We start from the raw sequence: 21046 nt of genomic DNA, 5'->3' as shown, positions 1-21046 counted from the left end.
ATCCTGCCCGGCCGGCGGGATCGCCGCCACGACTTGTTGGTGGAGATACCATTTCCACTGGTCGCCAGTGTGGCGCGGGCGGCCGATGCGTCGCAAGATTCGCACGGAAGCCGCAAAAACAAAGCCCGGGCCGGTGCGGATACCGGCCGGGCTTCGAAGGATCGGGCGTGCGGGCCGCCTATTCGGCGGCACTCACATAGAGCTTGCCGCCCTCGGCCATGAACTCCTGCGACTTCTGCCGCATGCCCTCGGCGGCGGCCTCGGCGGTCAGCGCCGGGTCGGCGCCTTCCATCAGCTTGGCCTCGGCGCGCAGCTCCTGGGTGATCTTCATGGAGCAGAATTTCGGCCCGCACATGGAGCAGAAGTGCGCCACCTTGTGCGCGTCCTTGGGCAGGGTCTCGTCGTGGAACTTCTGCGCCGTGTCCGGATCGAGGCCCAGGTGGAACTGGTCCTGCCAGCGGAAATCGAACCGCGCCCGGCTCACCGCATCGTCGCGGATCTGCGCGGCGGGGTGGCCCTTGGCGAGGTCGGCGGCGTGGGCGGCGATCTTGTAGGTGATGACGCCGGTCTTCACGTCGTCGCGGTCGGGCAGGCCCAGATGCTCCTTGGGCGTGACGTAGCAGAGCATGGCGCAGCCGAACCAGCCGATCATAGCCGCGCCGATGCCGGAGGTGATGTGGTCATAGCCCGGCGCGATGTCGGTGGTGAGCGGGCCCAAGGTGTAGAACGGCGCTTCGCCGCAGGCCTTGAGCTGCTTGTCCATATTGGCCTTGATCTTGTGCATGGGCACGTGGCCCGGGCCCTCGATCATCACCTGGCAGCCCTTGTCCCAGGCGATCTTGGCGAGCTCGCCGAGGGTCTCCAGCTCGGCGAACTGGGCAGCGTCGTTGGCGTCCGCGATGGAGCCGGGGCGCAGGCCGTCGCCCAAGGAGAAGGAGACGTCATAGGCCCGCATGATGTCGCAGATCTCGTCGAACCGCTCGTAGAGGAACGATTCGCGATGCTCCGCCAAGCACCAGCGCGCCATGATGGAGCCGCCGCGGCTGACAATGCCGGTGGTGCGCCGCGCAGTGAGCGGCACATAGGCCAGCCGCACGCCCGCATGGATGGTGAAATAGTCGATGCCCTGCTCGGCCTGCTCGATGAGGGTATCCTTGAACACCTCCCAGTCGAGCTTCAGCGGGTCGCCGCCCACCTTCTCCAGCGCCTGGTAGATCGGCACCGTGCCGATCGGCACCGGCGAGTTGCGCACGATCCAGGAGCGGATGTTGTGGATGTTGCGGCCGGTGGAGAGGTCCATCACCGTGTCCGCGCCCCAGCGGATCGACCACACCATCTTCTCCACTTCCTCGGCGGCGGAGGAGGTGACGGCGGAATTGCCGATATTGGCGTTGATCTTCACCAGGAAGTTGCGGCCGATAATCATCGGCTCCAACTCGGTGTGGTTGATGTTGGCGGGGATGATGGCGCGCCCGCGCGCGATCTCCGAGCGCACGAATTCCGGAGTGATGAAGGGCGGGATCTCCGCGCCGAAGCTCTCGCCGTCGCGGAGCGCCTGCTCGGCCCGCTCCAGCTTCTCGGCGCGGCCGAGATTCTCGCGGGCGGCAGCGAACACCATTTCTTCGGTGATGATGCCGGCGCGGGCGAACTCATACTGCGTCGCCATCTGGCCCGGCGCGGCGCGGCGCACGGTGCGCTCGGCCGGGCAGGCCGCCACCAGCCGGTCGCCCGCAAAGCCGTTGTCCTCGGGCTTCACCTCCCGCGGGGCGATGGCCTCAAAGCCGCGCCTGGCAATCCACGCCTCGCGCTGGCCATGGATGCCGGCATCAAGATCGATGGAGGGGGCGCACTCGGTATAAAGGCCCGAGGAATCATAGACATGCACCGGCGGCTCGGCGGGATCGGAAAGCGCGATCTCCCGCACCGGCACACGCATGCCGGGGGTGCCGGGAACATCGAGATAGACCTTGCGCGAGCCCACGATGGGGCCGGTGGTGACGCTTTTTGGACCGTCCTTGGGACCGCCCGTGCTCAACTGGCTGGGATCGGCTGCTGTGTTCATGGCGCATCCTCTCTGGCACACGAGCGATCAGAATTCCTGATCGAAACGCGGGATCCGGACTCGCCTGGGGCAGATTGGGTGCGGCTTTCGCCACTGCCGGCGCGTGGTGTGCGCGCAGCAGGTTCCCGTCCCTCCGCCGGTATGAGCCGGATCAGGTTCAAGGGTCAGGGCCGCGCGCCCACTCTCAGCCCCCGCTCTGGGGCCCCCCTCGGAACGGGGAGACTGTCCGCGCCGCGCGCGCCTTTGTCAATCCGCGCCTTGCGGAAAGAGGCGGACACAGGCCGGCGGCTTTGCGCTATAGGGACCGGCAAAGGCGGTTCGCCCGCCATACGAGGACCTCAGGAATGGATGTTCAGACCTTCGATGTGCCCGATGTGAAGCTGGTGACGCCGAAGCGGTTCGGCGACCATCGCGGCTTCTTCAGCCAGACCTGGACCGACCGGGAGTTCCGGGCCGAGGTGGCGGACATGGGGTTCGTGCAGGACAACCATTCCCTCTCCGCCCAGAAGGGGACGCTGCGCGGCCTGCATTACCAGAAGCCCCCCACCGCCCAGGGCAAACTGGTGCGGGTGGTGCGCGGCGCCATCTTCGACGTGGCGGTGGACATCCGCCATGGCTCGCCCACCTTCGGCCGCCATGTGGCGGTGACACTGGACGCCGCCAATGGCGCGCAATTGTGGGTGCCGCCGGGCTTCCTGCACGGTTTCTGCACCCTCGAGGACAATTGCGAGGTGGTCTACAAGGTCACTGACTATTACAGCCCCGCCGATGACGGCGGCGTGGCCTGGGACGACCCGGATATCGCCATCGCCTGGCCGGTGGAGCCGGCGTCCGCGGTGCTGTCGGACAAGGACCGCAAGCACCCCCGGCTCAAGGATCTGCCCGCCTTCTTCCAGTATCGCTGAAGGTTCAGCGCGCGAAGAAGAGGATGCCGGCGCCGAGCAGCAATTCGCCCACCAGCACGCCCGCGAACACCGAGCGGCGCATGAGCGCGAAGGCCGCGACGCCCCCCGCCACGGCTCCCAGCCGCACCGCCAGCGGTACCACCAGAAGCGGCGCGGCGGGGGCGAACAGGAGCCGGGCGATGACCGCCGCCAGCAAGGCGGTGGCCACCGCCTTCACCCAGTGGAACACCTCGCTGCCCGCCTCCACCCGGCGGCCGGCGAGCACCGCCAGGGAGCGCCATATCTCCGTGGGCAGGAAGCCCACCAGCACGACGATGAGAATCGCGGCGCCTTCCGTCAGGGTCGTGCTCATGCGCGCCTCCGATGCCAGCGGCCAACCAGGTAGGCCGCCGTTCCCCCGCCCACGCCGGCAATCAGCAGATCAAGCCCGCCATCCAGCCCCACCACCAGCGGCATGATGAGGAAGCCCGCGCCCAGCGCCAGCCAATCGGTCAGCTGCGAGGCGTTGCGCACCATCAGCACCGAGAAGGAAAGCGGCGTCAGCGCCAGCAGCATGGCGGCCAGCGGGCCGGACAGGCTGCCGGCCATCAGGAAGCCCAGCACCGTGCCGGTCATGCTGATGGAAATGAAGGTATTGCCAAGGCCCAGGGTGAACGGCACCCGCGCCTCACCCGGCAGGTGGGGCAACAGCCTCTGGCCCTCCACCCACAGGGTCATGGCCACGTAATGCGCACACAGGAGCTCCAGAAAGGTGCTGCGGCGCGGGCCGCGCATGTGCGGCGCCACCGACACCACCATGGGCAGCAGACGGATCGACGACAAAGCGATGGCGAAGGCCAGGGCCGGCAGCGCCGTGCCCGCCACCAGCCCACCCACCAGAATCACCTGCGCCGGCAATGCCCAGATGAGCAGGGTGGAGAGCATTCCCGCGCCAAGGGGAAAGCCCACGCCCTGCAGCAGCGCGCCGAACCCCGTATAGCTCGCGAACAGCACCAGCGCCGGAACCGAGATGGCATGGCGCGCGCCGCTGAAAAACCACCCGAGCGCCGAGCGATGCGGCGGCACGATGGTGGGGGAAGAAGGGGTCCGCTGGGGCATGAAGGCATTGGCCGAAAGTCTGAGAACGCGGGAGTAATTGATAAGGTCGCCATAACATTTGCAAGGGCCATGAAACAGGCCCGCCTCTCCAAGGCGGGCCCGGCCCCGGCCGCCCACGCACGCCTGCGTGCTTTTCCTCGGCGCCTCGCTCCTGTAGGCAGAACGGGATCGCGCGCGGGCGGTTGCCGTGGGAGCGTCGCGACGTCATCCTCAATCCGCCAGTTCCGAATCGGTCGCCTGCCCGTGCTTCGTTTCGACATTCCCTATCGCGACCCGTTCGCCGCCTTCCACGCCTTCGCCGAGGTGCCCTTCTGCGCGCTGCTCGACAGCGCAGCGCTGGGCGATCCGCGGGCGCGCTTCTCCTACATCGCCATCGACCCCTACCGCATCATCATCGCCGACGATGCGGGGGTGAGGGTGGACGGCCAGCCGGCGACGGGAACACCGTTCGATGCCCTCAGGCGCGCGCTTGCGGAGTGCGCGGATGTCGAGCAGGTGCCCGCGGCGTTCCCCTTCACCGGAGGGGCCGTGGGCTTCCTCGGCTACGAGCTCGGCCGCCATCTGGAGCGCCTGCCGCCGCCGCGGCCCGGCCATCCGCCCATCCCGGAAATGGCGATGGGGCTCTATGACACGGTGATCGCGTTCGATCACCAGAACCGGCGCGCGGCGCTGTTTTCCTCCGGCCGTCCCGAGGCCGACACCGCCCGCCGCAGGGCGCGCGCCGAGACACGGGCCGCCCGCATCCTCGACCTGCTTGACCGCGCGCCGGACGCCGCGCCCCCGCCCGACTGGGCTCAGACCGGCCAGTTCACGCCCGACCAGCCGCGCGCGGCGGTGGAAGCCTCGGTGGCACGCACCATCGAATACATCCGCGCCGGCGATATCTTCCAGGCCAACATCACCCAGCAGATGCGGACGTCGATGCCATCGGGCCTTAGCGACCTTCAGCTCTATGGCCGCCTTCGTGCCGTGAGCCCGGCGCCGTTCGCCGCGCTGCTGCGCTGCGGGCCCGAGCTGGCGGTGCTGAGCGCTTCGCCCGAGCGCTTCCTCAGCCTCGACGCAGACGGTCAGGTGGAGACCCGCCCCATCAAGGGCACCCGCCGCCGCGCCGCCGACCCCGCCGCCGACGCCGCCCTTGCCCGCGAGCTTCTGGCCTCGGAGAAGGACCGCGCCGAAAATCTGATGATCGTGGACCTGATGCGCAACGATCTCAGCCGCGTCAGCCGGGTGGGCAGCGTGAAGGTGCCGGTGCTGTGCGGGCTGGAAACGTTCGCCAGCGTGCATCACCTCGTCTCGGTGGTGCAAAGCCGCCTGAATGAGGGGCTTGGGCCGGTGGACCTGCTCACCGCCTGTTTTCCCGGCGGCTCCATCACCGGCGCGCCGAAGATCCGCGCCATGGAGATCATCCACGAGCTGGAGCCCTTCCCGCGCGGGGTCTATTGCGGCTCCGTAGCGTGGATCGGCTTCAATGGCGCAATGGATTCCTCCATCGTCATCCGCACCATCACCCGCGCCGGCGACACCCTGCTGACCCATGCGGGCGGTGGCATCGTGGCCGATTCGGACCCTGCCGACGAATATGAGGAAAGCCTCGTGAAGCTCTCGCCCATGCTGCGCGCCCTTTCCGGAGACGGCCGGTGAAGCTCTATCTCAACGGGGCCCTGGTGGAACCCGAACAGGCGCGCATCGCCCCCGGCGATCGCGGCTTCACCCTTGGAGATGGCCTGTTCGAGACACTGCGGGTCCGCAACGGCACCGTCCTGCGCCTCGAAGCGCACCTCGCCCGGCTGGCGCATGGCGCCGCCGTGATCGGCCTGGCCCTGCCCGATATCGACCTTGCAGCGGCCCTGGAAGCCACCCGCGCCGCCAATGACCTCTGCGAAGCGGTGCTGCGGCTCACCGTGAGCCGAGGCGAGGGACCACGCGGCGTGCTGCCGCCGGCTCATCCCCACCCAACCCTTCTCATCACGGCCGCGCCCATGGCGCCGCCGGCGCCGCCGGCCCGCCTCGTTATCGCAGGCCGGACACGGCGCAATGAATTCTCCCCGCTCGCGGGGGTGAAGTCGCTCAATTATCTCGACAATATCCTGGCCCGCCAGGAGGCCGCCGCCGCCGGGGCGGACGACGCCATTCTTCTCAACACCCGCGAACGGGTGGCGGAAACCTCCATCGCCAATCTGTTCGCGGTCATTGGCGGGCAGCTCGTCACCCCGCCCCTCGGTGATGGCGCCCTGCCCGGCATCATGCGTGCCGCGGTGCTCGAACGGGAGGGGAGCGAGCGCAGCCTGAGCGTGGCGGACCTTCAGCGGGCCGATGAGATCTTCCTCACGTCCAGCCTGGGCCTTCGCCCGGTCGCCGCGCTGGCGGGCCGCGCGCTGGCTAGCGACAACACGGTGCAGCGGCTGCGGCAGGCGCTTGGGGAGCTGGGCTGATGCTGATGCCCCAACCGGGCCCGCGGGTGCGCCTGAGGGGCTGGCGGCCGGGCGACCGGGACGCCCTGTGGCGGATGCAATCCGATCCGGCGGTGATGGAATTCCTGATGCCCGTGGCGGACCGCGCCGCCAGCGACGCGGTCGCCGATCGCATTGCCCGGCATTTTACCGATCACGGCTTCGGCCTGTGGGTGGTGGAGGTGCCGGGCGTAACCGAATTTGCGGGTTATGCCGGCCTTGTGCACGTGCCCTATGACGAGCACTTCACCCCGGCGGTGGAGATCGGCTGGCGCTTCCTCGCCGCCCATTGGGGTCACGGCTATGCCACCGAGGCCGCCCGCCAATGCCTCGCACTGGGCTTTTCTGAGCTGGGCCTCGACTCGATCGTCGCCATCACCGTGCCCGCCAACCGCCGGTCACGGGCAGTGATGGAGCGGCTCGGCATGGAGCGGGTGGAGGGGGGTGATTTCGACATGCCCACCGTCCCCGTGGGCCACCGGCTGCGCCGTCACGTGCTCTATCGCATGACGCGCGAGCACTTTGCGCTGCATTCAGCCGAGGAATGAGGGCCGGACCGCTGACCCGACGCCCCCGATAACGCGGCGTTCCCTGGGCGACCAACCGGTGGCGATCGCCCAAGGCTCTTGCTTTAGCTTATTGAATTCCGGCACGTGTTTCACGCGCGCCAGATCCGGCCCGCCTGAAGACGAGCGCGTCAGGCCTCAGGGCAGGAAGGTGAACTCGCCGACCTTGCAGACGTCGACCTTGCGCTTCACCACGGAATCGCCGTCCGCGAACACCGCCTTGAAATCGAAGATGCAGGCGCCGGTGCCGTCATTGATGTCGGCTTCCAGGGTTTCGCCATTCTTCAAGGTGTCGCCGTCGAGCATGTCTTCTTCCCAGCTCTCCTCGTCGACATTGGAGGCGAAGAACGAGGTCATCGTGTGCCCGGTCTTGTTGATGATGTCGACCTTGCGATTCTTGGCGGCAGCCGGGGCTGCGACCGCGCAGACCATCAACGCAGCAATGGCGGCACTACGGAAAGAGAGCATGAAGACAGATCCAATCTGGTAATAACTCACCTCTCCGCACTACCCTAAGGCCGCAGTAGCAGGCAAGCAGAGGGCACCACCCGGGAGAGCATGCCTAACCCGCCCGGCGGCAGTGGTGTCCAGGCCGCCAGCCTATGCGGCTCATGAAAAAGGCGGCCGAAGCCGCCTTTTCCCAACGTTTTCCTATCGTTGCGCAGCCTTCAGGCCTTCACCAGCGGCTGCTTGGGGCCCGACTTCGGACCGGACTTCGGGCCAGATTTCGGCCCCGACTTGGGACCGGAACCAGACTTCGAGGCCGCCTTGGCCGCCGCCGCGGGCTTGCGACGCGCCGCGCGCTTGGGCTCCTCGGCGATCTTTTCCGGCTTGGGCGTGACCGGCCCTTCCGGGAACTGGAAGCCGAGCTTGGACTCGCGCCCCTCGCCTTCCACCACCACCTGAACGTGGCCGCCATGCTTCAGGGCGCCGAACAGCACCATGTCCGCCAGCGGGGTCTTGATGTGCTCCTGGATCACCCGCGCCATGGGGCGGGCGCCCATCTGCTCGTCATAGCCGCGCTCCACCAGCCACTTACTCGCGTCGTCCGAGAGCTCGATGGTCACGTTGCGGTCTGCGAGCTGCGCTTCCAGCTGCAGCACGAACTTCTCCACCACCTGGGCGATGATGTCCGTGGTGAGATGGGCGAACGGAATGACCGCATCCAACCGGTTGCGGAACTCGGGAGCAAACGTGCGGTTGATGGCCTCGCTGTCGTCCCCCTCCCGCTTGGTGCGGGTGAAGCCGTAAGCGGGTTTCGAGAGATCGGCCGCGCCGGCATTGGTGGTCATGATGAGGATCACGTTGCGGAAGTCGATCTGCTTTCCGTTGTGATCGGTCAGCTTCCCGTGGTCCATCACCTGAAGCAGGATGTTGAAGAGGTCCGGATGGGCCTTCTCGATCTCATCCAGCAGCAGCACGCAATGCGGGCTCTGGTCCACCCCGTCGGTGAGCAGGCCGCCCTGGTCGAAGCCCACATAGCCGGGAGGCGCGCCGATGAGGCGGCTCACGGTGTGGCGCTCCATGTATTCCGACATGTCGAAGCGCAGCAGCGGCACGCCCAGCGTGGAGGCGAGCTGCTTGGCCACTTCCGTCTTGCCGACACCCGTGGGGCCGGAGAACAGATAGTTGCCGATGGGCTTCTCCGGTTCGCGCAGGCCGGCGCGGGCCAGCTTGATGGAAGCGGCCAGGGCCTCTATGGCCTTGTCCTGGCCATAGACCACCCGCTTGAGGGTCGCCTCCAGATTGGCCAGCACCTCCGCATCGTCCTTGGAGACGGACTTCGGGGGAATGCGGGCCATGGTCGCGATGGTGGCCTCGATCTCCTTGATGCCGATGGTCTTCTTGCGCTTGGCCTCGGGCACCAGCATCTGCGCTGCGCCGCTCTCGTCGATCACGTCGATGGCCTTATCGGGCAGCTTGCGATCATGGATGTAGCGGGCGGAGAGCTCCACCGCGGCCTTGATGGCCTCGGAGGTATAGCGCAGCTTGTGATAGTCCTCGAAGCAGGGCTTCAGCCCCTTCAGGATCTCGATGGCATCGGCCACGGACGGCTCGGCCACGTCGATCTTCTGGAAGCGGCGGACGAGGGCCCGGTCCTTCTCGAAATACTGGCGGTATTCCTTGTAGGTGGTGGAGCCCATGCAGCGCAGGGCACCGGAAGCCAAAGCGGGCTTCAGCAGGTTGGAGGCGTCCATGGCCCCGCCCGAGGTCGCGCCGGCACCGATGACCGTGTGGATCTCGTCGATGAACATGATCGCGTTGGGATAGGCCTCGATCTCCTTGACCACCTGCTTGAGGCGCTCTTCGAAATCACCGCGATAGCGGGTGCCGGCCAAAAGCGCGCCCATGTCCAGGGCGAACACGGTGGCGGTGGCGAGCACCTCGGGAACCGTGCCCTCATTGATGCGCTTGGCGAGGCCCTCGGCGATGGCGGTCTTGCCGACGCCGGGCTCACCCACGAACAGCGGGTTGTTCTTCTGGCGGCGACAGAGCACCTGGATGGTGCGCTGGATTTCCGCGTCGCGGCCGATGAGCGGGTCGATCTTGCCCTCGTGCGCCTTCTTGTTGAGGTTCACGCAATAGGCTTCGAGCGCATCGGTCTTCTTCTGCTTCTCCTCGCCGGGCTTGGTCTCGGTCTCCTCGTCGGCGCCGCGCACGGGCCGGCTCTCGGAGAGGCCGGAACGCTTGGCGATGCCGTGGGAGATGTAGTTCACGGCGTCATACCGCGTCATGTCCTGCTCCTGCAGGAAATAGGCGGCATGGCTCTCGCGCTCGGCGAAGATGGCGACCAGCACGTTCGCGCCCGTCACCTCCTCGCGGCCGGAGGACTGCACATGGATCACCGCGCGCTGAATGACGCGCTGGAAGCCGGCCGTGGGCTTGGAATCGTCAGAGCCGGACTGAACGAGGTTCTCGAGCTCGGAATCAACGTATTCAACAAGGTTGCGCCGCAGCTTTTCCATGTCGACATTGCACGCCCGCATGACCGCGGCGGCGTCCTGATCGTCGATGAGGGAGAGCAGCAAATGCTCCAGCGTGGCGTATTCGTGATGACGCTCATTGGCGAGGGCCAGAGCGCGATGAAGCGACTGCTCGAGGCTGCGTGAAAATGTAGGCATTGACACCTCTTTCGCGCATCACCCGCGGATCCGCGGAAGGGCCGCAGACCTCGAAGGCTTGTGCACCATTCACACAAACTTCGTACTGGATTCCGCAGCGCGCAAGTCCCCCAAAGCGCATCAAGGCTTCACCGTTTTGAAATTGACCTCCGCAAACTCCCGCCCGCGCTTGCTTTTTCTCGTCCCGGCTCTTTCGCCGGAGGTTATTTTTTTTCCATCACACATTGGAGCGGATGCTGGTGCTTGCGGGCAAAGTCCATCACCTGCGTCACCTTTGTCTCGGCGACCTCGTAGGTGAACACGCCGCATTCGCCCACACCATGGTGGTGGACATGCAGCATGATGCGGTTGGCCTCGTCGGTGTCCTTGTTGAAGAACCGCTGCAGCACGTGCACCACGAATTCCATGGGCGTGTAATCATCATTGAGCAGCAGCACGCGGTAGAGGCTCGGCCGCTTGGTCTGCGGGCGGGTGCGGCTGATGACCGCCGTTCCGCTGCCATCCCGGCGATCGCCGTCAGATCCCGCCATGAATGCCGGCGGGGGAGAAGAAAATCGTTCGTGCATCATATCCGTCGCGATCACTTGCGTCGCGCCCTGGCCCCTCCCGCCGGCCTGTTGGCGAGGGCGGCCGGCTGCGCGGGCCATGCGGACCCGGCTTGGCGCAAATCCGCACAATCATAGAAAATGAGCTCGAAGCACGCCAGTGTCCGACACGAAATCCGTCCCGCTGGCGCGAGGATGGGCGCGGCCGGGGCCGGCGCGCCCCACCGCTATGTCGTCACGAAAAAGGCCCGACGCAAGGTCGGGCCTCTTGGACTTTCGTCCCTCAACGCCATGGGCAGATGCAACGTCGGGGCTTGAAAAGCCGAAAGCTCAGCGGGCCACCTTGCTGAAGGCGCTCTCGAAGGGCTTGTAGGTTTCCTTGGCCAGCTCGGTGTAGAGCTCGCCGAGCTTCGTGGCCTGGGCCACGGCGCCTTCGTAAGCACCCTTGATGTAGGACTGCTGGATTTCCATGGCCTGATCGAGGGTCTTGGCGCCGAGCAGCTTCTCCAGCGCGGCAGTGCCCTGCTCGAAAGAGGTCTTGGTGTAGTCCGCCACTTCCACAGCGATCGCCTGCGCGCTCTTGGAGAGCAGGCCGAAGCTCTTGAGGGCGTTCTCGATGTTGTCCTTGCTGAGCTGCTGGAGCTCTTCTGCGCTCTGCACCATGGGAGTCCTCATTCCTCTCGCCGGCGCAATGCCGGATCTGCCGTTTCCGAGTGGGCGACTTATATCTTTCGCCCAGGTTGAGAATATGCACTGCAACATGAATGTCAAGGAATTTTGTGCACTGCACAACGAACCGACCAAGCCATTCCGTGGCCGGATTCACGCCTTGGTAACTCCGCCTTCTTAGGCTTCTTGCCTGGTCGCTTTCCCCGCCGCCTGCCCTTGATGCGCCCGCCAGTGCCGGGCCGTGGCGCAGGGCGTCGGCGTGGGAGCCGCGTCAGTCCAGCGACCGATCAGACGGGGCAAATGTCCATGCGTACAGCTTCCGCGAGCCTCTCGCTCCTGACCAAAGCCCTTGCAGTGGCTGTCCTTGCGGGTTTCGTCTTCTCGACGACCACCGCCGACGCCAAGCCGCGCAAGCGCACCCAGGCGGAGCGCTCCAAGAGCTCCGGCAAATCGAAGAAGACCACCGTGGCGCGTGACATCTCGCGCGACGACAGCGGGCGCTGGCATTACGGCTCGTCCGCCATCGTGGTGGACGCCAATACCGGCCGCGTCCTTTACGACGATAATCCCGACGCCCTGCGGCATCCTGCCTCGGTCACCAAGGTGATGACCCTTTATCTGCTGTTCGAGCAGATGGAAGCCGGCCGCCTGAAGCCCTCCAGCGACCTGCCGGTTTCGGCGAAGGCGGCGGCCCAGTCTCCCACCAAGCTCGGCCTGCGGCCCGGCTCCACCCTTGAGGTGGAAGACGCCATCAAGGGCATCGTCACCCGCTCCGCCAATGACGCGGCGGTGGTGATCGCCGAGGCCATCGGCGGCACCGAGAGCAACTTCGCGGCGATGATGACGCAGAAGGCGCGCGCGCTCGGCATGACGCGCACCACCTTCCGCAACGCCTCCGGCCTGCCCAACCCCGAGCAGGTGACGACCGCCCGCGACCTCTCCATTCTGGGCCGCGCGATCCAGGATCGCTTCCCCCGGGAGTACCGTTACTTTTCCACCCGCACCTTCTATTTCCGCGGCCAGTCCATCGGCAACCACAACCGCCTTCTGGGTTCCGTGGATGGGGTGGACGGCATCAAGACCGGCTACACCTCCGCTTCCGGCTTCAACCTGCTGACCTCCATGAAGCGCGACGACCGCTACATGGTGGCCGTGGTGCTGGGCGGACGCTCCGCCGGATCGCGCGATGCACGCATGCGTTCGCTGCTGGCGGAGAACCTGCCGCGCGCCTCCTCCGGCCCGCGCACCGCGCCCAAGGTTTCCGAGGATAGCGGGCTGTTCGCCATGGCCGCGCCCCTGCCCCAGCCGGCAGAGCGCGAGGAGGTGCCCGTCCATGCGGTCGCCCCGCTGCCCAAGCCCGAAATGGCGATGATGACCCCGGACCCGGTCACCACCGCATCCATTCCCAATTCCGGCGCCGTGAAGCGCGGCTCGGTGGAACCCATTCGCCCGGTGGCGGTGAAGACCGTGTCCATTCAGCGGCCGGTGGCCGCCGCGGCGGCGACGCCCTCGGTTTCCGCGGCCGCCTCCGCTACCGCCGCGGCCCGCGGCTTCAGCAATCCCGCCGGCGTGCTCGGCTATCTGGAGCCCGCCCCCGCCGCGGCTCCCGCCACCGAGGCCGTGACCCGCGCCGCCCAGGGCCGCGCCCGCCAGCCCGCCGCGCCGAAGCCCGAAGTGCTCGCCTCCGGCGAGAAGGACGCCAGCCGTTACAACCCGCCGCCGCGCCCCACCACCCTGGCCGAGCGCGCGGCCAGCGTCGCCGCCCTGGAGCCCCCGGCCCAGCCGCGCGCGGTCCAGCCCTCCACCAGCTTCGAGAAGCCCGTGCGCACCGCGTCCCTCGCCCCCACGCACATCCCCGAGGACACCGACAGGTCGGACCGCCCCTCCTCCGCCCGCAGCGGCTGGTGCATCCAGATTGGCGCTTTCGGTGCCGAGCGTGAGGCGCGTGCCAAGCTCGACCTTGCGCAGACAAAGGCGCGCTCCGTGCTGGGCAGTGCCGACCCGTACACGGAGAAGACCACGAAGGGCTCTTCCACCCTCTATCGGGCCCGCTTCGCAGGTTTCGACAAGAAGGGCGCGCAGGAAGCCTGCCGTTTACTCCAGCGTAACTCGTTCTCCTGCATGACTATCAAGAATTGAGCACATGCAGGAGAGAGCTTCAGCCATGTTTGCGCAGGATCATATCCTTGGCTTGGTTGATCCGCGCCGCCAGGTAACTGGAACCACCGGCGTCGGGGTGAAGCTTCTTCATAAGGGCGCGATGGGCCGAGCGCACCTCGGCGGCGTCCGCACCCGGCTGAAGCCCAAGGACCTGGTAGGCTTCCTCTTCGGTCATCGCGCCGCTCGTGCCCGCGGCGCCCATCTGCCCCCGGTCCGCATCAGCCTCAGCGTGTTCACGCCAGGCGGGCGCCCGGCGGTCGAGATAAGCTTCGAGTAGGCTCAGGGACTGCGCGTCGCACGCGGCGCGCAGGCTCACCAAGGTCGGCACATCGAGATCGTCCAGGGCGCGGCCCGCATGAGGGCCGCCAATGACCCGCCCGGAAAGAGTGCCGGTGGCGTGATCCAGCTCCATCTCGAATAAGGCGGAACGGACCTGTGAGCTGCGCGGCGCCGACCGCTTGCGAAACAGGCTCCCCAGCCAGCCACCGATGCCGCCGGGATCAAGCCGGCCCAGCAGGGCGAACGCCACCGCCGCGAGCGGCACCGCCGCCCCGATACGCCCCAGAAGCAGGGCCCCCACCGCCCCCAGCAGCGCCGCATAGGCCACCGCGCGCATGAGCATCTCGGCCAGCACCTTCGGGTCCGCGCGCGTCCACACCTTGAGGCCGTACAGGCCGATGACCAGCAGCAGCGCGCCGGCGATGAGACTGATCACATGGCCCTCCTTGCCATTCCGAAGCAGCCGCCCGGAATCCCGCACATTCGTTCAAGAGGGATAGCAGGCGCCGCCGCCCCCCGCGAGCGGAGGACGCCGATACCCACCGCGCGTCGGGAAGTTCCGTTGCGCAATATCGACAGGCATGGCTGCGCTCAGGGTGCGCGAGGGCCCCGCCCCTCTCTGGCGGACAGCCCGTCGGTGCCGCCCCTTCAGCGCCCGCCCATGGCCAGCAGCAGCTGGCGGGCGCCGGCATCACGGCGTGCTTCCAGCGCCGGGCGCCCGCCCGCCACATAGGCCGCGACCGCCGAGAGCAGGGCGCGCAGCTCGCCCGCCGCGCGAATGTCGAACCGGCAATAGGCGCCGCCGGTGATCTTCGCCAGGGCGCGGAAGGTGCGCTCCACCTCCGGGTCCTCCCCCTCCTGGAACATGAACAGGCGCACGCCCCGCAAGGCGAGCTGACCGGCGGCCGCGTGCAGCGCATCCACATCCTCTTCCAGCGCATCGCCCACGAACACGGCGGCCTTCAGCCCGCTGCGCTCGGCTTCCCGCGAGAGATGGGACAGCACCCGGTGAATCTGCGTCAGGCCGCCCTCGCAGCTGATGCCGCCCATGAGCCGCCGCAGGGTGGCGGCATCGCCCACGAAGGGCGAGGCCCGGCATTCACCCATGCCGCGATAATAAACGATCTGCATCTGAAGCCCGCCATGGGCGGCGGCGGCGGCGAACATGTCGGCCTGGATCTCGCAGGCAAGCGACCAGGTGGGCTGGCGCGAGGCGGTGGCATCCAGCGCGAAGGCCAGCCGGCCGCGCCCCTCCCCTTCCCGTGCGGGAGCCATGGCCCGCACATCCCCCAGAAAGCGGGCGATCTCGGCATCGCTGGAGGCGGCGGCAGGCGGGGCGGCGCCGCGCCGGGCCTCAAGCTCGCTCTTTGTCTTGTCGTCGGACCGCGCCATGGCTGCCGTGCCGTTTCCTTTGGGACCAGAACCTTACAGATAGGCCGCGCCGGCTGCCGAACCAAGGGCGGCGATCCCGGCGGACATGCCGCGCGCCGGCCGCAGCCGGCCGGCGCTTCCCTCCGGGGGCTGCAAGTTCTAGGGTCCGCCCGCGCGAAACGCGGGGAGTCGCGGTACGATGACCAGCAAACCCATTGTGGTGGAGACGGTTCGGGAATTGAGGGCGCTCACCGGCGCCTTCCGGTCGGAGGGCGCGCGCATCGCGCTGGTGCCGACCATGGGGGCGCTGCACGCGGGCCACATGGCGCTGGTGCGGCGGGCGCAGGAGGTGGCGCAGAAGGTGGTGGTCTCCATCTTCGTGAACCCCACCCAGTTCGGCCCCACCGAGGATTTCTCACGCTATCCGCGGACCCTTGAGGCGGATATCGAAAAGCTCGCCGAGCTTGGCGCCGACGCGGTCTATGCCCCGACGCCGGCCGAGATGTATCCGGAAGGCTTTGCCACGCGCATCACCATGGCCGGCCCCGCCGAGGGGCTGGAGACGGACTTTCGCCCGCAATTCTTCGCTGGCGTCGCCACGGTGGTGGGCAAGCTCTTCATCCGCTGCGCGCCGGATTTTGCCCTGTTCGGCGAGAAGGACTACCAGCAGCTGAAGGTGGTCACGCGCCTGTCGCGGGACCTCGACCTGGGTGTCGAGATCGTGCCCGTGCCCACGACGCGCGAGGCGGACGGCCTCGCTCTGTCCTCCCGCAACGCCTATCTCAGCGCGGAGGAGCGCGCCACGGCGCCGGTGATCTACACCGCGCTGAAGAGCGCCGCGCTCAACATTCGCGGGGGCGCCGTGCCAGAGGATGCGGTGAAGAAGGCGGCCGACGCCATCGCCGCCAAGGGCCTGAAGGTGGACTATGTGACCGCGCGCCATGCCGAGACGCTGGCGGCGCTGACCGGAGCCGAGGGCGAGCCCATTCGCCTGCTGGCCGCCGCCTGGCTCGGCACCACCCGCCTTATCGACAATATCGGCGTCTGAGGTACCCGCCTCGCGAAGGCGCGTGGAACAGATCGTGGCGGGCCACCCTGAAAGGGGGCCCGCCTTGTTTTTCAGTGCAGGATCTGGCTGAGGAACAGCTTCGTCCGCTCATGCTGCGGATTGGAGAAGAACGCGTTCGGCTCGTTCATCTCGATGATCTGGCCGGCATCCATGAAGATCACCCGGTTGGCCACCTGCCGCGCGAAGCCCATTTCGTGGGTCACGCACAGCATGGTCATGCCGTCCTGGGCCAGCTCCACCATGGTGTCGAGCACCTCCTTCACCATCTCCGGATCGAGCGCCGAGGTGGGCTCGTCGAACAGCATGATGCGCGGGCGCATGCACAGCGCGCGGGCGATGGCCACGCGCTGCTGCTGGCCGCCGGAAAGCTGGCCGGGATACTTGCCCGCCTGATGGGGGATCTTCACCTTTTCGAGGAAGTGCATGGCCACCTCCTCCGCCTCCTTCTTCGGCATCTTGCGCACCCACATGGGGGCGAGCGTGCAATTTTCCAGAATCGTGAGGTGGGGGAAAAGGTTGAAGTGCTGGAAGCACATGCCCACCTCGCGGCGCACCTCGTCGATGCGCTTCAGATCGTCGGTGAGCTCGATGCCATCGACGATGATGCGCCCCTTCTGGTGCTCCTCCAGCCGGTTGATGCAGCGGATGAGGGTGGACTTGCCGGAGCCGGACGGCCCGCAGATGACGAGCCGCTCGCCCCGCTCGACCGTGAGGTTCACGTCGCGCAGCACGTGGAACTCGCCATACCATTTATTCACGCCGACCATCTCGACGGCGAGCTTCGGAGCGCCGGCTTCGGCCTGGGCGATCACGGGATCGGTGGACATGATCTGAACCCTTTTCAATGGCGCTGCGCGCGGTCGAGACGCTTCTCCAGCGCCATGGAGTATCGCGACATGCCGAAGCAGAAGACGAAATAGACGATGCCGGCGAAGCCGAAGCCCGTGAACAGGGTGGTCGGCGTCGCCCAATTGGGATCGGTGAAGGCCGCCCGCATGGCGCCGAGCAGATCGAAGATGGAAACGATCAGCACCAGCGTCGTGTCCTTGAACAGGCCGATGAAGTTGTTGACGATCCCCGGGATCACCAGCTTCAGCGCCTGGGGCAGCACCACGAGGCGCATCATGAGGCTGCCCGGCAGGCCGAGCGCCATGGCGCCTTCATACTGCCCCTTGGGAATAGCCTGGAGACCACCGCGCACCACCTCCGCCATATAGGCCGAGGCGAACAGGGCGACGCCGACCAGCGCCCGCAGCAGCCCGTCAATGGTGAGCTGGCCGGGCAGGAACAAGGGCAGCATGTAGGTGGCGAAGAACAGCACCGTGATGAGCGGCACGCCGCGCCAGAACTCGATGAAGAGAATGGAGCTGATCTTCACCAAGGGCAGCTTGGAGCGCCGCCCCAATGCCAGCACGATGCCGAACGGCAGCGACACCGTGATGCCCGTGACCGCGATCACCAGCGTCACCAGCAGGCCGCCCCACAGGCGCGTTTCCACCGGCACCAGTCCGAAATTCACATCCGCCGCCAGCAGCACCACGCCCAGCAGGGCCATGACGATGAGCGTGCTCCGCGCCGCACCCCTGCCCGCGCCCGGTCCCGCCACGGCGCGCGAGATGCCCGCCGCGACGAGCGCCAGCAGCGCGCTCGACAGGATGAAATCCGCCCAGAACGCGACGGAGAGCCCGCCCACCTCAGCGCCGGCGGGGAACAGGCCGTCGAAGCCGAGGTAGCCCAGCAGGAAGTGCCGCAGGGCGAAATTGCCACCGGTGAGCAGCACGAAGGCCAGCACCGGATAGACGCCGAAGAACACGATGGCGTTGAGCCGCTTGTACGGCGCCTTCTGGATCAGCAGTGGCAGCAGCAGCAGCGCCCCGAGGGCGTAGACCACATTCACCCGCCAGCGCTCGTCCGCCGGGTAGAAGCCATAGGTGAGCTGGTTGATCTTGGCCCAGATGAAGGGCCAGCAGGCCCCCACCGAATGGCCCACATCCGCCGGCAGGCAGGCATTGCGGTTGGTGCCCTCCCACACGGCGTCGGTGATGAAGAAGCGCACCAGCGGCGGGATCACCGCATAGAGCAGCCAGATGCCGAAAAAAGTGAGCAGCACCTGCGGCACCGAGCCGAACAGATGCGCCCGCGCCCAGCGCAGCGGCCCGCGATCGGAGGTGGGGGGCGGCTCCGGCTCGCGGAAGGCGGCGGAGACGAAAGCGTGGGGAGAAAGGGCCTGGCCCGAGGTTGAATCGCTCATGGCCTCACCGCTCCACCAGCGCGACGCGCTTGTTGTACCAGCCCATGACAAGCGAGGTGACGATCGAGATCACGAGATAGACCGCCATGGTCATGGCGATGATCTCGATGGCCTGTCCCGTCTGGTTCAGGGTGGTTCCCGCGAACACGGCGAACAGGTCGGGATAGCCGACCGCCACGCCGAGCGAGGAATTCTTGGTGAGGTTGAGATACTGGCTGGTGAGCGGCGGCACGATCACCCGCATGGCCTGGGGAATCACCACCAGCCGCAGGGTCGGCCCGCCGCGCAGCCCCAGCGAATGGGCCGCTTCGGACTGCCCTTTCGACACCGCCAGGATGCCGGAGCGCACGATCTCCGCGATGAAGCCCGCCGTGTAGGTGGACAGCGCAATCAGCAGCGCCACGAACTCGGGAATGACGCTGACGCCGCCCGCGAAATTGAAGCCCCGAAGCTGCGGCACCTCGAGGTGCACGGGAAAGCCGGCCGCGGCCGCAGCGAGGAACGGCAGCACGATGATGAGCCCGAGCCCGGTCAAGAACACCGGGAATTGCTGGCCGGTAGCCTCGCGCCTCTTCTTGGCCCAGCGCGCGATGATGAAGCTCACCACCACCGCCACCGCGAGCGCGATGAGGATGCCGGACGAGCCTTCGCCGAAGACTGGCCGCGGCAGGATCAGGCCGCGATTGTTGATGTAGACGTCCGGCGCCCCCACCCCCTCGGCGAGACCGGAGAACGGCGCGGCCAGCCCACCGAGCCCGATAGCCGACAGGCCGGAGGCGATGCCCGAAAAAATGGGCTGCAGGCCGATGCCCCAGCTCTGCCGCGGCGTGGGCAAGGCGGCGAGCACGGCCAGATACCAGAACATGATCTGGAACAGGGGCGGCAGGTTGCGCGTGATTTCCACATAAGCGGATGCCAGCGCCTTGATGACCACATTCTTGGACAGCCGCGCCACGCCCACCAGGAAGCCCAGGATGGTGGCGAGGATGATGCCGAAGAAAGCCACCAGCAGCGTATTGAGCAGGCCCACCAGGAAGGCCCGCCCATAGCTCATGTTCTCGTTGTAGGGAATGAGCGTCTGGCTGATGGCGAAGCCGGCGCGATCATCCAGGAAGCCGAAGCCGGAGGCGATGCCCAGGCGGGAGAGGTTGGCCTCGGCGTTGGCATAGAACGACCAGGCGAGCCAAACCAGGATCAAGGCGAGCGTGATCTGGATCACCGAGCTTCGCAGCTTGGGATCGGTCCATGACCACCGCCGTCCCCGCGGGGGCGCGGGGTCTGAAAGGCGAGCATCCGACATGAAACCCTCGGAGGTTCGGAAGCCTCGAGGGCTTCCTTATATTTTTAGGGTCGGAACGGGCCGTGGCCCGCTCCGCATCTCGTCCAGTGCCGGCGGCCCGCAACAGCGCGCCCGGCCCTGGTGCTGGCGCCTCAGCGCACCGGCATGCCGTATTGGATGCCGCCCTTGTTCCACAGATTGTTCAGGCCACGCTCCAGGCCGAGCGGGGTCGCCGGGCCGAGATTGCGGTCATAGATCTCGCCGTAATTGCCGGTGGCCTTCACAATCCGCACCACCCAGTCGGGGGTCAGGCCGACGCCCTCACCATACTTGCCGTCGGTGCCCAGCAGGCGCTTCACCTCGGGATTGGGAGAGGAGAGCATCTCGTCGACGTTCTTCTGGTTCACGCCCAGCTCTTCGGCGTCCAGCAGCGCGAAATAGGTCCACTTCACCAGGTCGAACCACTGGTCGTCGCCATGGCGCACCAGCGGGCCGAGGGGCTCCTTGGAAATGGTCTCGGGCAGCACCACGTGGTCAGCCGGATTGGTGAGCTTCAGGCGCACGGCGGCGAGTTGCGAGCGGTCGGAGGTGAACACGTCGCAGCGGCCGGATTCGTAGGCCTTCACGGTCTCGTCGAGGGTGCCGAAGGCGATCACCTCGCGATACTTCATGTTGTTGGCGCGGAAATAATCGGAGACGTTGAGCTCGTTCGAGGTGCCGGTCTGCACGCAGATGGAGGCGCCGTCCAGCTCCTTGGAGCCCTTCAGGCCCAGCGACTTGCGCACCAGGAAGCCCTGGCCGTCATAATAGGTCACACCGGCGAAGTTGAAGCCCAGCGTGGTGTCGCGCGACATGGTCCAGGTGGTATTGCGGGAAAGCACGTCCACCGCGCCCGAAGTCAGGGCCGTGAAGCGGTCCTTGGCCGAGAGGGGGGTGAACTTGACCTTGGTGGGATCGTTGAAGATGGCCGCCGCGATGGCGCGGCAGAAGTCCACGTCGAAGCCGCTCCAGTCATTCTTGTCGTTCGGCGTGGAGAAGCCCGGCAAACCTTGAGACACGCCGCAGTTGAGGGCACCCCTGGTCTTCACGTCGTCGAGGGTGCCGGCGTGGACGGCGCCGACCAGGGACAGAAGGCCGGCAGCTGCGAGGAGGAAGCGTTTCACGGAAGGTTCCTTCTTTCGGATAACGTCCCGTTGGGCCCCTGCTCAAGGTCTAGCCTC

19 protein-coding genes and 1 riboswitch are annotated in these 21046 nt (G+C 67.0%); of the genes, 6 read left to right on the top strand and 13 right to left on the bottom strand.

What is annotated here, in order from left to right; genetic code table 11:
• Positions 1 to 178: 178 nt before the first annotated feature.
• The gene (gene thiC, locus V5F26_RS10300; RefSeq protein WP_394059289.1) at positions 179 to 2062 is read right to left on the bottom strand and encodes a phosphomethylpyrimidine synthase ThiC; all 1884 of its coding nucleotides are present in this window, start codon (positions 2060 to 2062) and stop codon (positions 179 to 181) included.
• A 111-nt stretch (positions 2063 to 2173) separates the two neighbouring features.
• A riboswitch (TPP riboswitch) is annotated at positions 2174 to 2281 on the bottom strand.
• 125 nt (positions 2282 to 2406) lie between these two features.
• Here thiC and rfbC point away from each other — a divergent pair.
• A complete protein-coding gene (gene rfbC, locus V5F26_RS10295; RefSeq protein ID WP_394059288.1) occupies positions 2407 to 2967 on the top strand; it encodes a dTDP-4-dehydrorhamnose 3,5-epimerase in 561 nt (186 codons plus the stop codon).
• A 4-nt stretch (positions 2968 to 2971) separates the two neighbouring features.
• On the opposite strand, the gene V5F26_RS10290 is transcribed toward rfbC, so the two are convergent.
• Both V5F26_RS10290 and V5F26_RS10285 read right to left on the bottom strand, forming a co-directional pair.
• A complete protein-coding gene (locus V5F26_RS10290) occupies positions 2972 to 3319 on the bottom strand; it encodes an AzlD domain-containing protein (protein ID WP_234052111.1) in 348 nt (115 codons plus the stop codon).
• Positions 3316 to 4065 carry an AzlC family ABC transporter permease gene (locus V5F26_RS10285; RefSeq protein WP_394059285.1) on the bottom strand — a complete coding sequence of 250 codons (750 nt, stop codon included), beginning with the start codon at positions 4063 to 4065 and terminating at the stop codon, positions 3316 to 3318. Before V5F26_RS10285 ends, V5F26_RS10290 begins: the two co-directional genes overlap by 4 nt.
• 243 nt (positions 4066 to 4308) lie before the next feature.
• Between V5F26_RS10285 and pabB the strand changes: the two genes are divergently transcribed.
• The 3 genes from pabB to V5F26_RS10270 are packed head-to-tail and all read left to right on the top strand — an operon-like array spanning position 4309 to position 7063.
• Entirely contained in the window at positions 4309 to 5706 is a 1398-nt protein-coding gene (gene pabB, locus V5F26_RS10280; RefSeq protein ID WP_394945872.1) for an aminodeoxychorismate synthase component I, read from the top strand.
• The gene (locus V5F26_RS10275; RefSeq protein ID WP_394945870.1) at positions 5703 to 6497 is read left to right on the top strand and encodes an aminotransferase class IV; all 795 of its coding nucleotides are present in this window, start codon (positions 5703 to 5705) and stop codon (positions 6495 to 6497) included. The genes pabB and V5F26_RS10275 overlap by 4 nt, the downstream gene beginning before the upstream one ends.
• Entirely contained in the window at positions 6497 to 7063 is a 567-nt protein-coding gene (locus V5F26_RS10270) for a GNAT family N-acetyltransferase (RefSeq protein WP_394945868.1), read from the top strand. The genes V5F26_RS10275 and V5F26_RS10270 overlap by 1 nt, the downstream gene beginning before the upstream one ends.
• Before the next feature lie 156 nt (positions 7064 to 7219).
• On the opposite strand, the gene V5F26_RS10265 is transcribed toward V5F26_RS10270, so the two are convergent.
• The 4 genes from V5F26_RS10265 to V5F26_RS10250 all read right to left on the bottom strand — a co-directional run bounded on the left by V5F26_RS10265 (position 7220) and on the right by V5F26_RS10250 (position 11411).
• Complete coding sequence (locus tag V5F26_RS10265) at positions 7220 to 7549, bottom strand: hypothetical protein (protein WP_234052119.1); 330 nt, start codon at positions 7547 to 7549, stop codon at positions 7220 to 7222.
• A 200-nt stretch (positions 7550 to 7749) separates the two neighbouring features.
• Positions 7750 to 10203 (bottom strand): ATP-dependent Clp protease ATP-binding subunit ClpA, encoded by a 2454-nt coding sequence (gene clpA / locus V5F26_RS10260; protein WP_234052121.1) that lies wholly within the window; start codon positions 10201 to 10203, stop codon positions 7750 to 7752.
• Between the two features lie 203 nt (positions 10204 to 10406).
• Positions 10407 to 10733: an ATP-dependent Clp protease adapter ClpS gene (gene clpS, locus V5F26_RS10255; protein WP_234052218.1), complete on the bottom strand. Its 327-nt coding sequence runs from the start codon at positions 10731 to 10733 to the stop codon at positions 10407 to 10409.
• Between the two features lie 345 nt (positions 10734 to 11078).
• Positions 11079 to 11411 carry a phasin family protein gene (locus V5F26_RS10250; protein WP_234052124.1) on the bottom strand — a complete coding sequence of 111 codons (333 nt, stop codon included), beginning with the start codon at positions 11409 to 11411 and terminating at the stop codon, positions 11079 to 11081.
• Between the two features lie 312 nt (positions 11412 to 11723).
• Between V5F26_RS10250 and V5F26_RS10245 the strand changes: the two genes are divergently transcribed.
• Positions 11724 to 13556 (top strand): serine hydrolase, encoded by a 1833-nt coding sequence (locus tag V5F26_RS10245; RefSeq protein WP_394945867.1) that lies wholly within the window; start codon positions 11724 to 11726, stop codon positions 13554 to 13556.
• 19 nt (positions 13557 to 13575) lie between these two features.
• Here V5F26_RS10245 and V5F26_RS10240 read toward each other — a convergent pair whose 3' ends face one another.
• Together V5F26_RS10240 and V5F26_RS10235 are read right to left on the bottom strand one after the other, a co-directional pair.
• On the bottom strand, positions 13576 to 14337 hold the full coding sequence (locus tag V5F26_RS10240; protein WP_394945866.1) for a DnaJ domain-containing protein: 762 nt from the start codon (positions 14335 to 14337) through the stop codon (positions 13576 to 13578).
• Positions 14338 to 14504: 167 nt separating this feature from the next.
• Positions 14505 to 15248: a vWA domain-containing protein gene (locus V5F26_RS10235; RefSeq protein WP_394945865.1), complete on the bottom strand. Its 744-nt coding sequence runs from the start codon at positions 15246 to 15248 to the stop codon at positions 14505 to 14507.
• Between the two features lie 178 nt (positions 15249 to 15426).
• Here V5F26_RS10235 and panC point away from each other — a divergent pair, with 178 nt between their 5' ends.
• On the top strand, positions 15427 to 16275 hold the full coding sequence (gene panC / locus V5F26_RS10230; protein ID WP_394945864.1) for a pantoate--beta-alanine ligase: 849 nt from the start codon (positions 15427 to 15429) through the stop codon (positions 16273 to 16275).
• Between the two features lie 71 nt (positions 16276 to 16346).
• Here the strand turns inward: panC and V5F26_RS10225 are convergent, their stop codons facing one another.
• The 4 genes from V5F26_RS10225 to V5F26_RS10210 all read right to left on the bottom strand — a co-directional run bounded on the left by V5F26_RS10225 (position 16347) and on the right by V5F26_RS10210 (position 20989).
• Entirely contained in the window at positions 16347 to 17123 is a 777-nt protein-coding gene (locus tag V5F26_RS10225) for an amino acid ABC transporter ATP-binding protein (RefSeq protein ID WP_394945863.1), read from the bottom strand.
• 14 nt (positions 17124 to 17137) lie between these two features.
• Positions 17138 to 18547 carry an amino acid ABC transporter permease gene (locus V5F26_RS10220; RefSeq protein ID WP_394945862.1) on the bottom strand — a complete coding sequence of 470 codons (1410 nt, stop codon included), beginning with the start codon at positions 18545 to 18547 and terminating at the stop codon, positions 17138 to 17140.
• A gap of 4 nt (positions 18548 to 18551) precedes the next feature.
• Positions 18552 to 19847 carry an amino acid ABC transporter permease gene (locus V5F26_RS10215; RefSeq protein WP_394059271.1) on the bottom strand — a complete coding sequence of 432 codons (1296 nt, stop codon included), beginning with the start codon at positions 19845 to 19847 and terminating at the stop codon, positions 18552 to 18554.
• Positions 19848 to 19978: 131 nt separating this feature from the next.
• The gene (locus tag V5F26_RS10210; RefSeq protein ID WP_234052136.1) at positions 19979 to 20989 is read right to left on the bottom strand and encodes an amino acid ABC transporter substrate-binding protein; all 1011 of its coding nucleotides are present in this window, start codon (positions 20987 to 20989) and stop codon (positions 19979 to 19981) included.
• Positions 20990 to 21046 lie beyond the last annotated feature (57 nt).

It is taken from the genome of Xanthobacter variabilis (genome assembly GCF_043831965.2).
Lineage (GTDB): Bacteria > Pseudomonadota > Alphaproteobacteria > Rhizobiales > Xanthobacteraceae > Xanthobacter.
The sequence above is the reverse complement of the archived record's forward strand: the minus strand, read 5'-3'. Positions and strand labels throughout refer to the sequence as shown.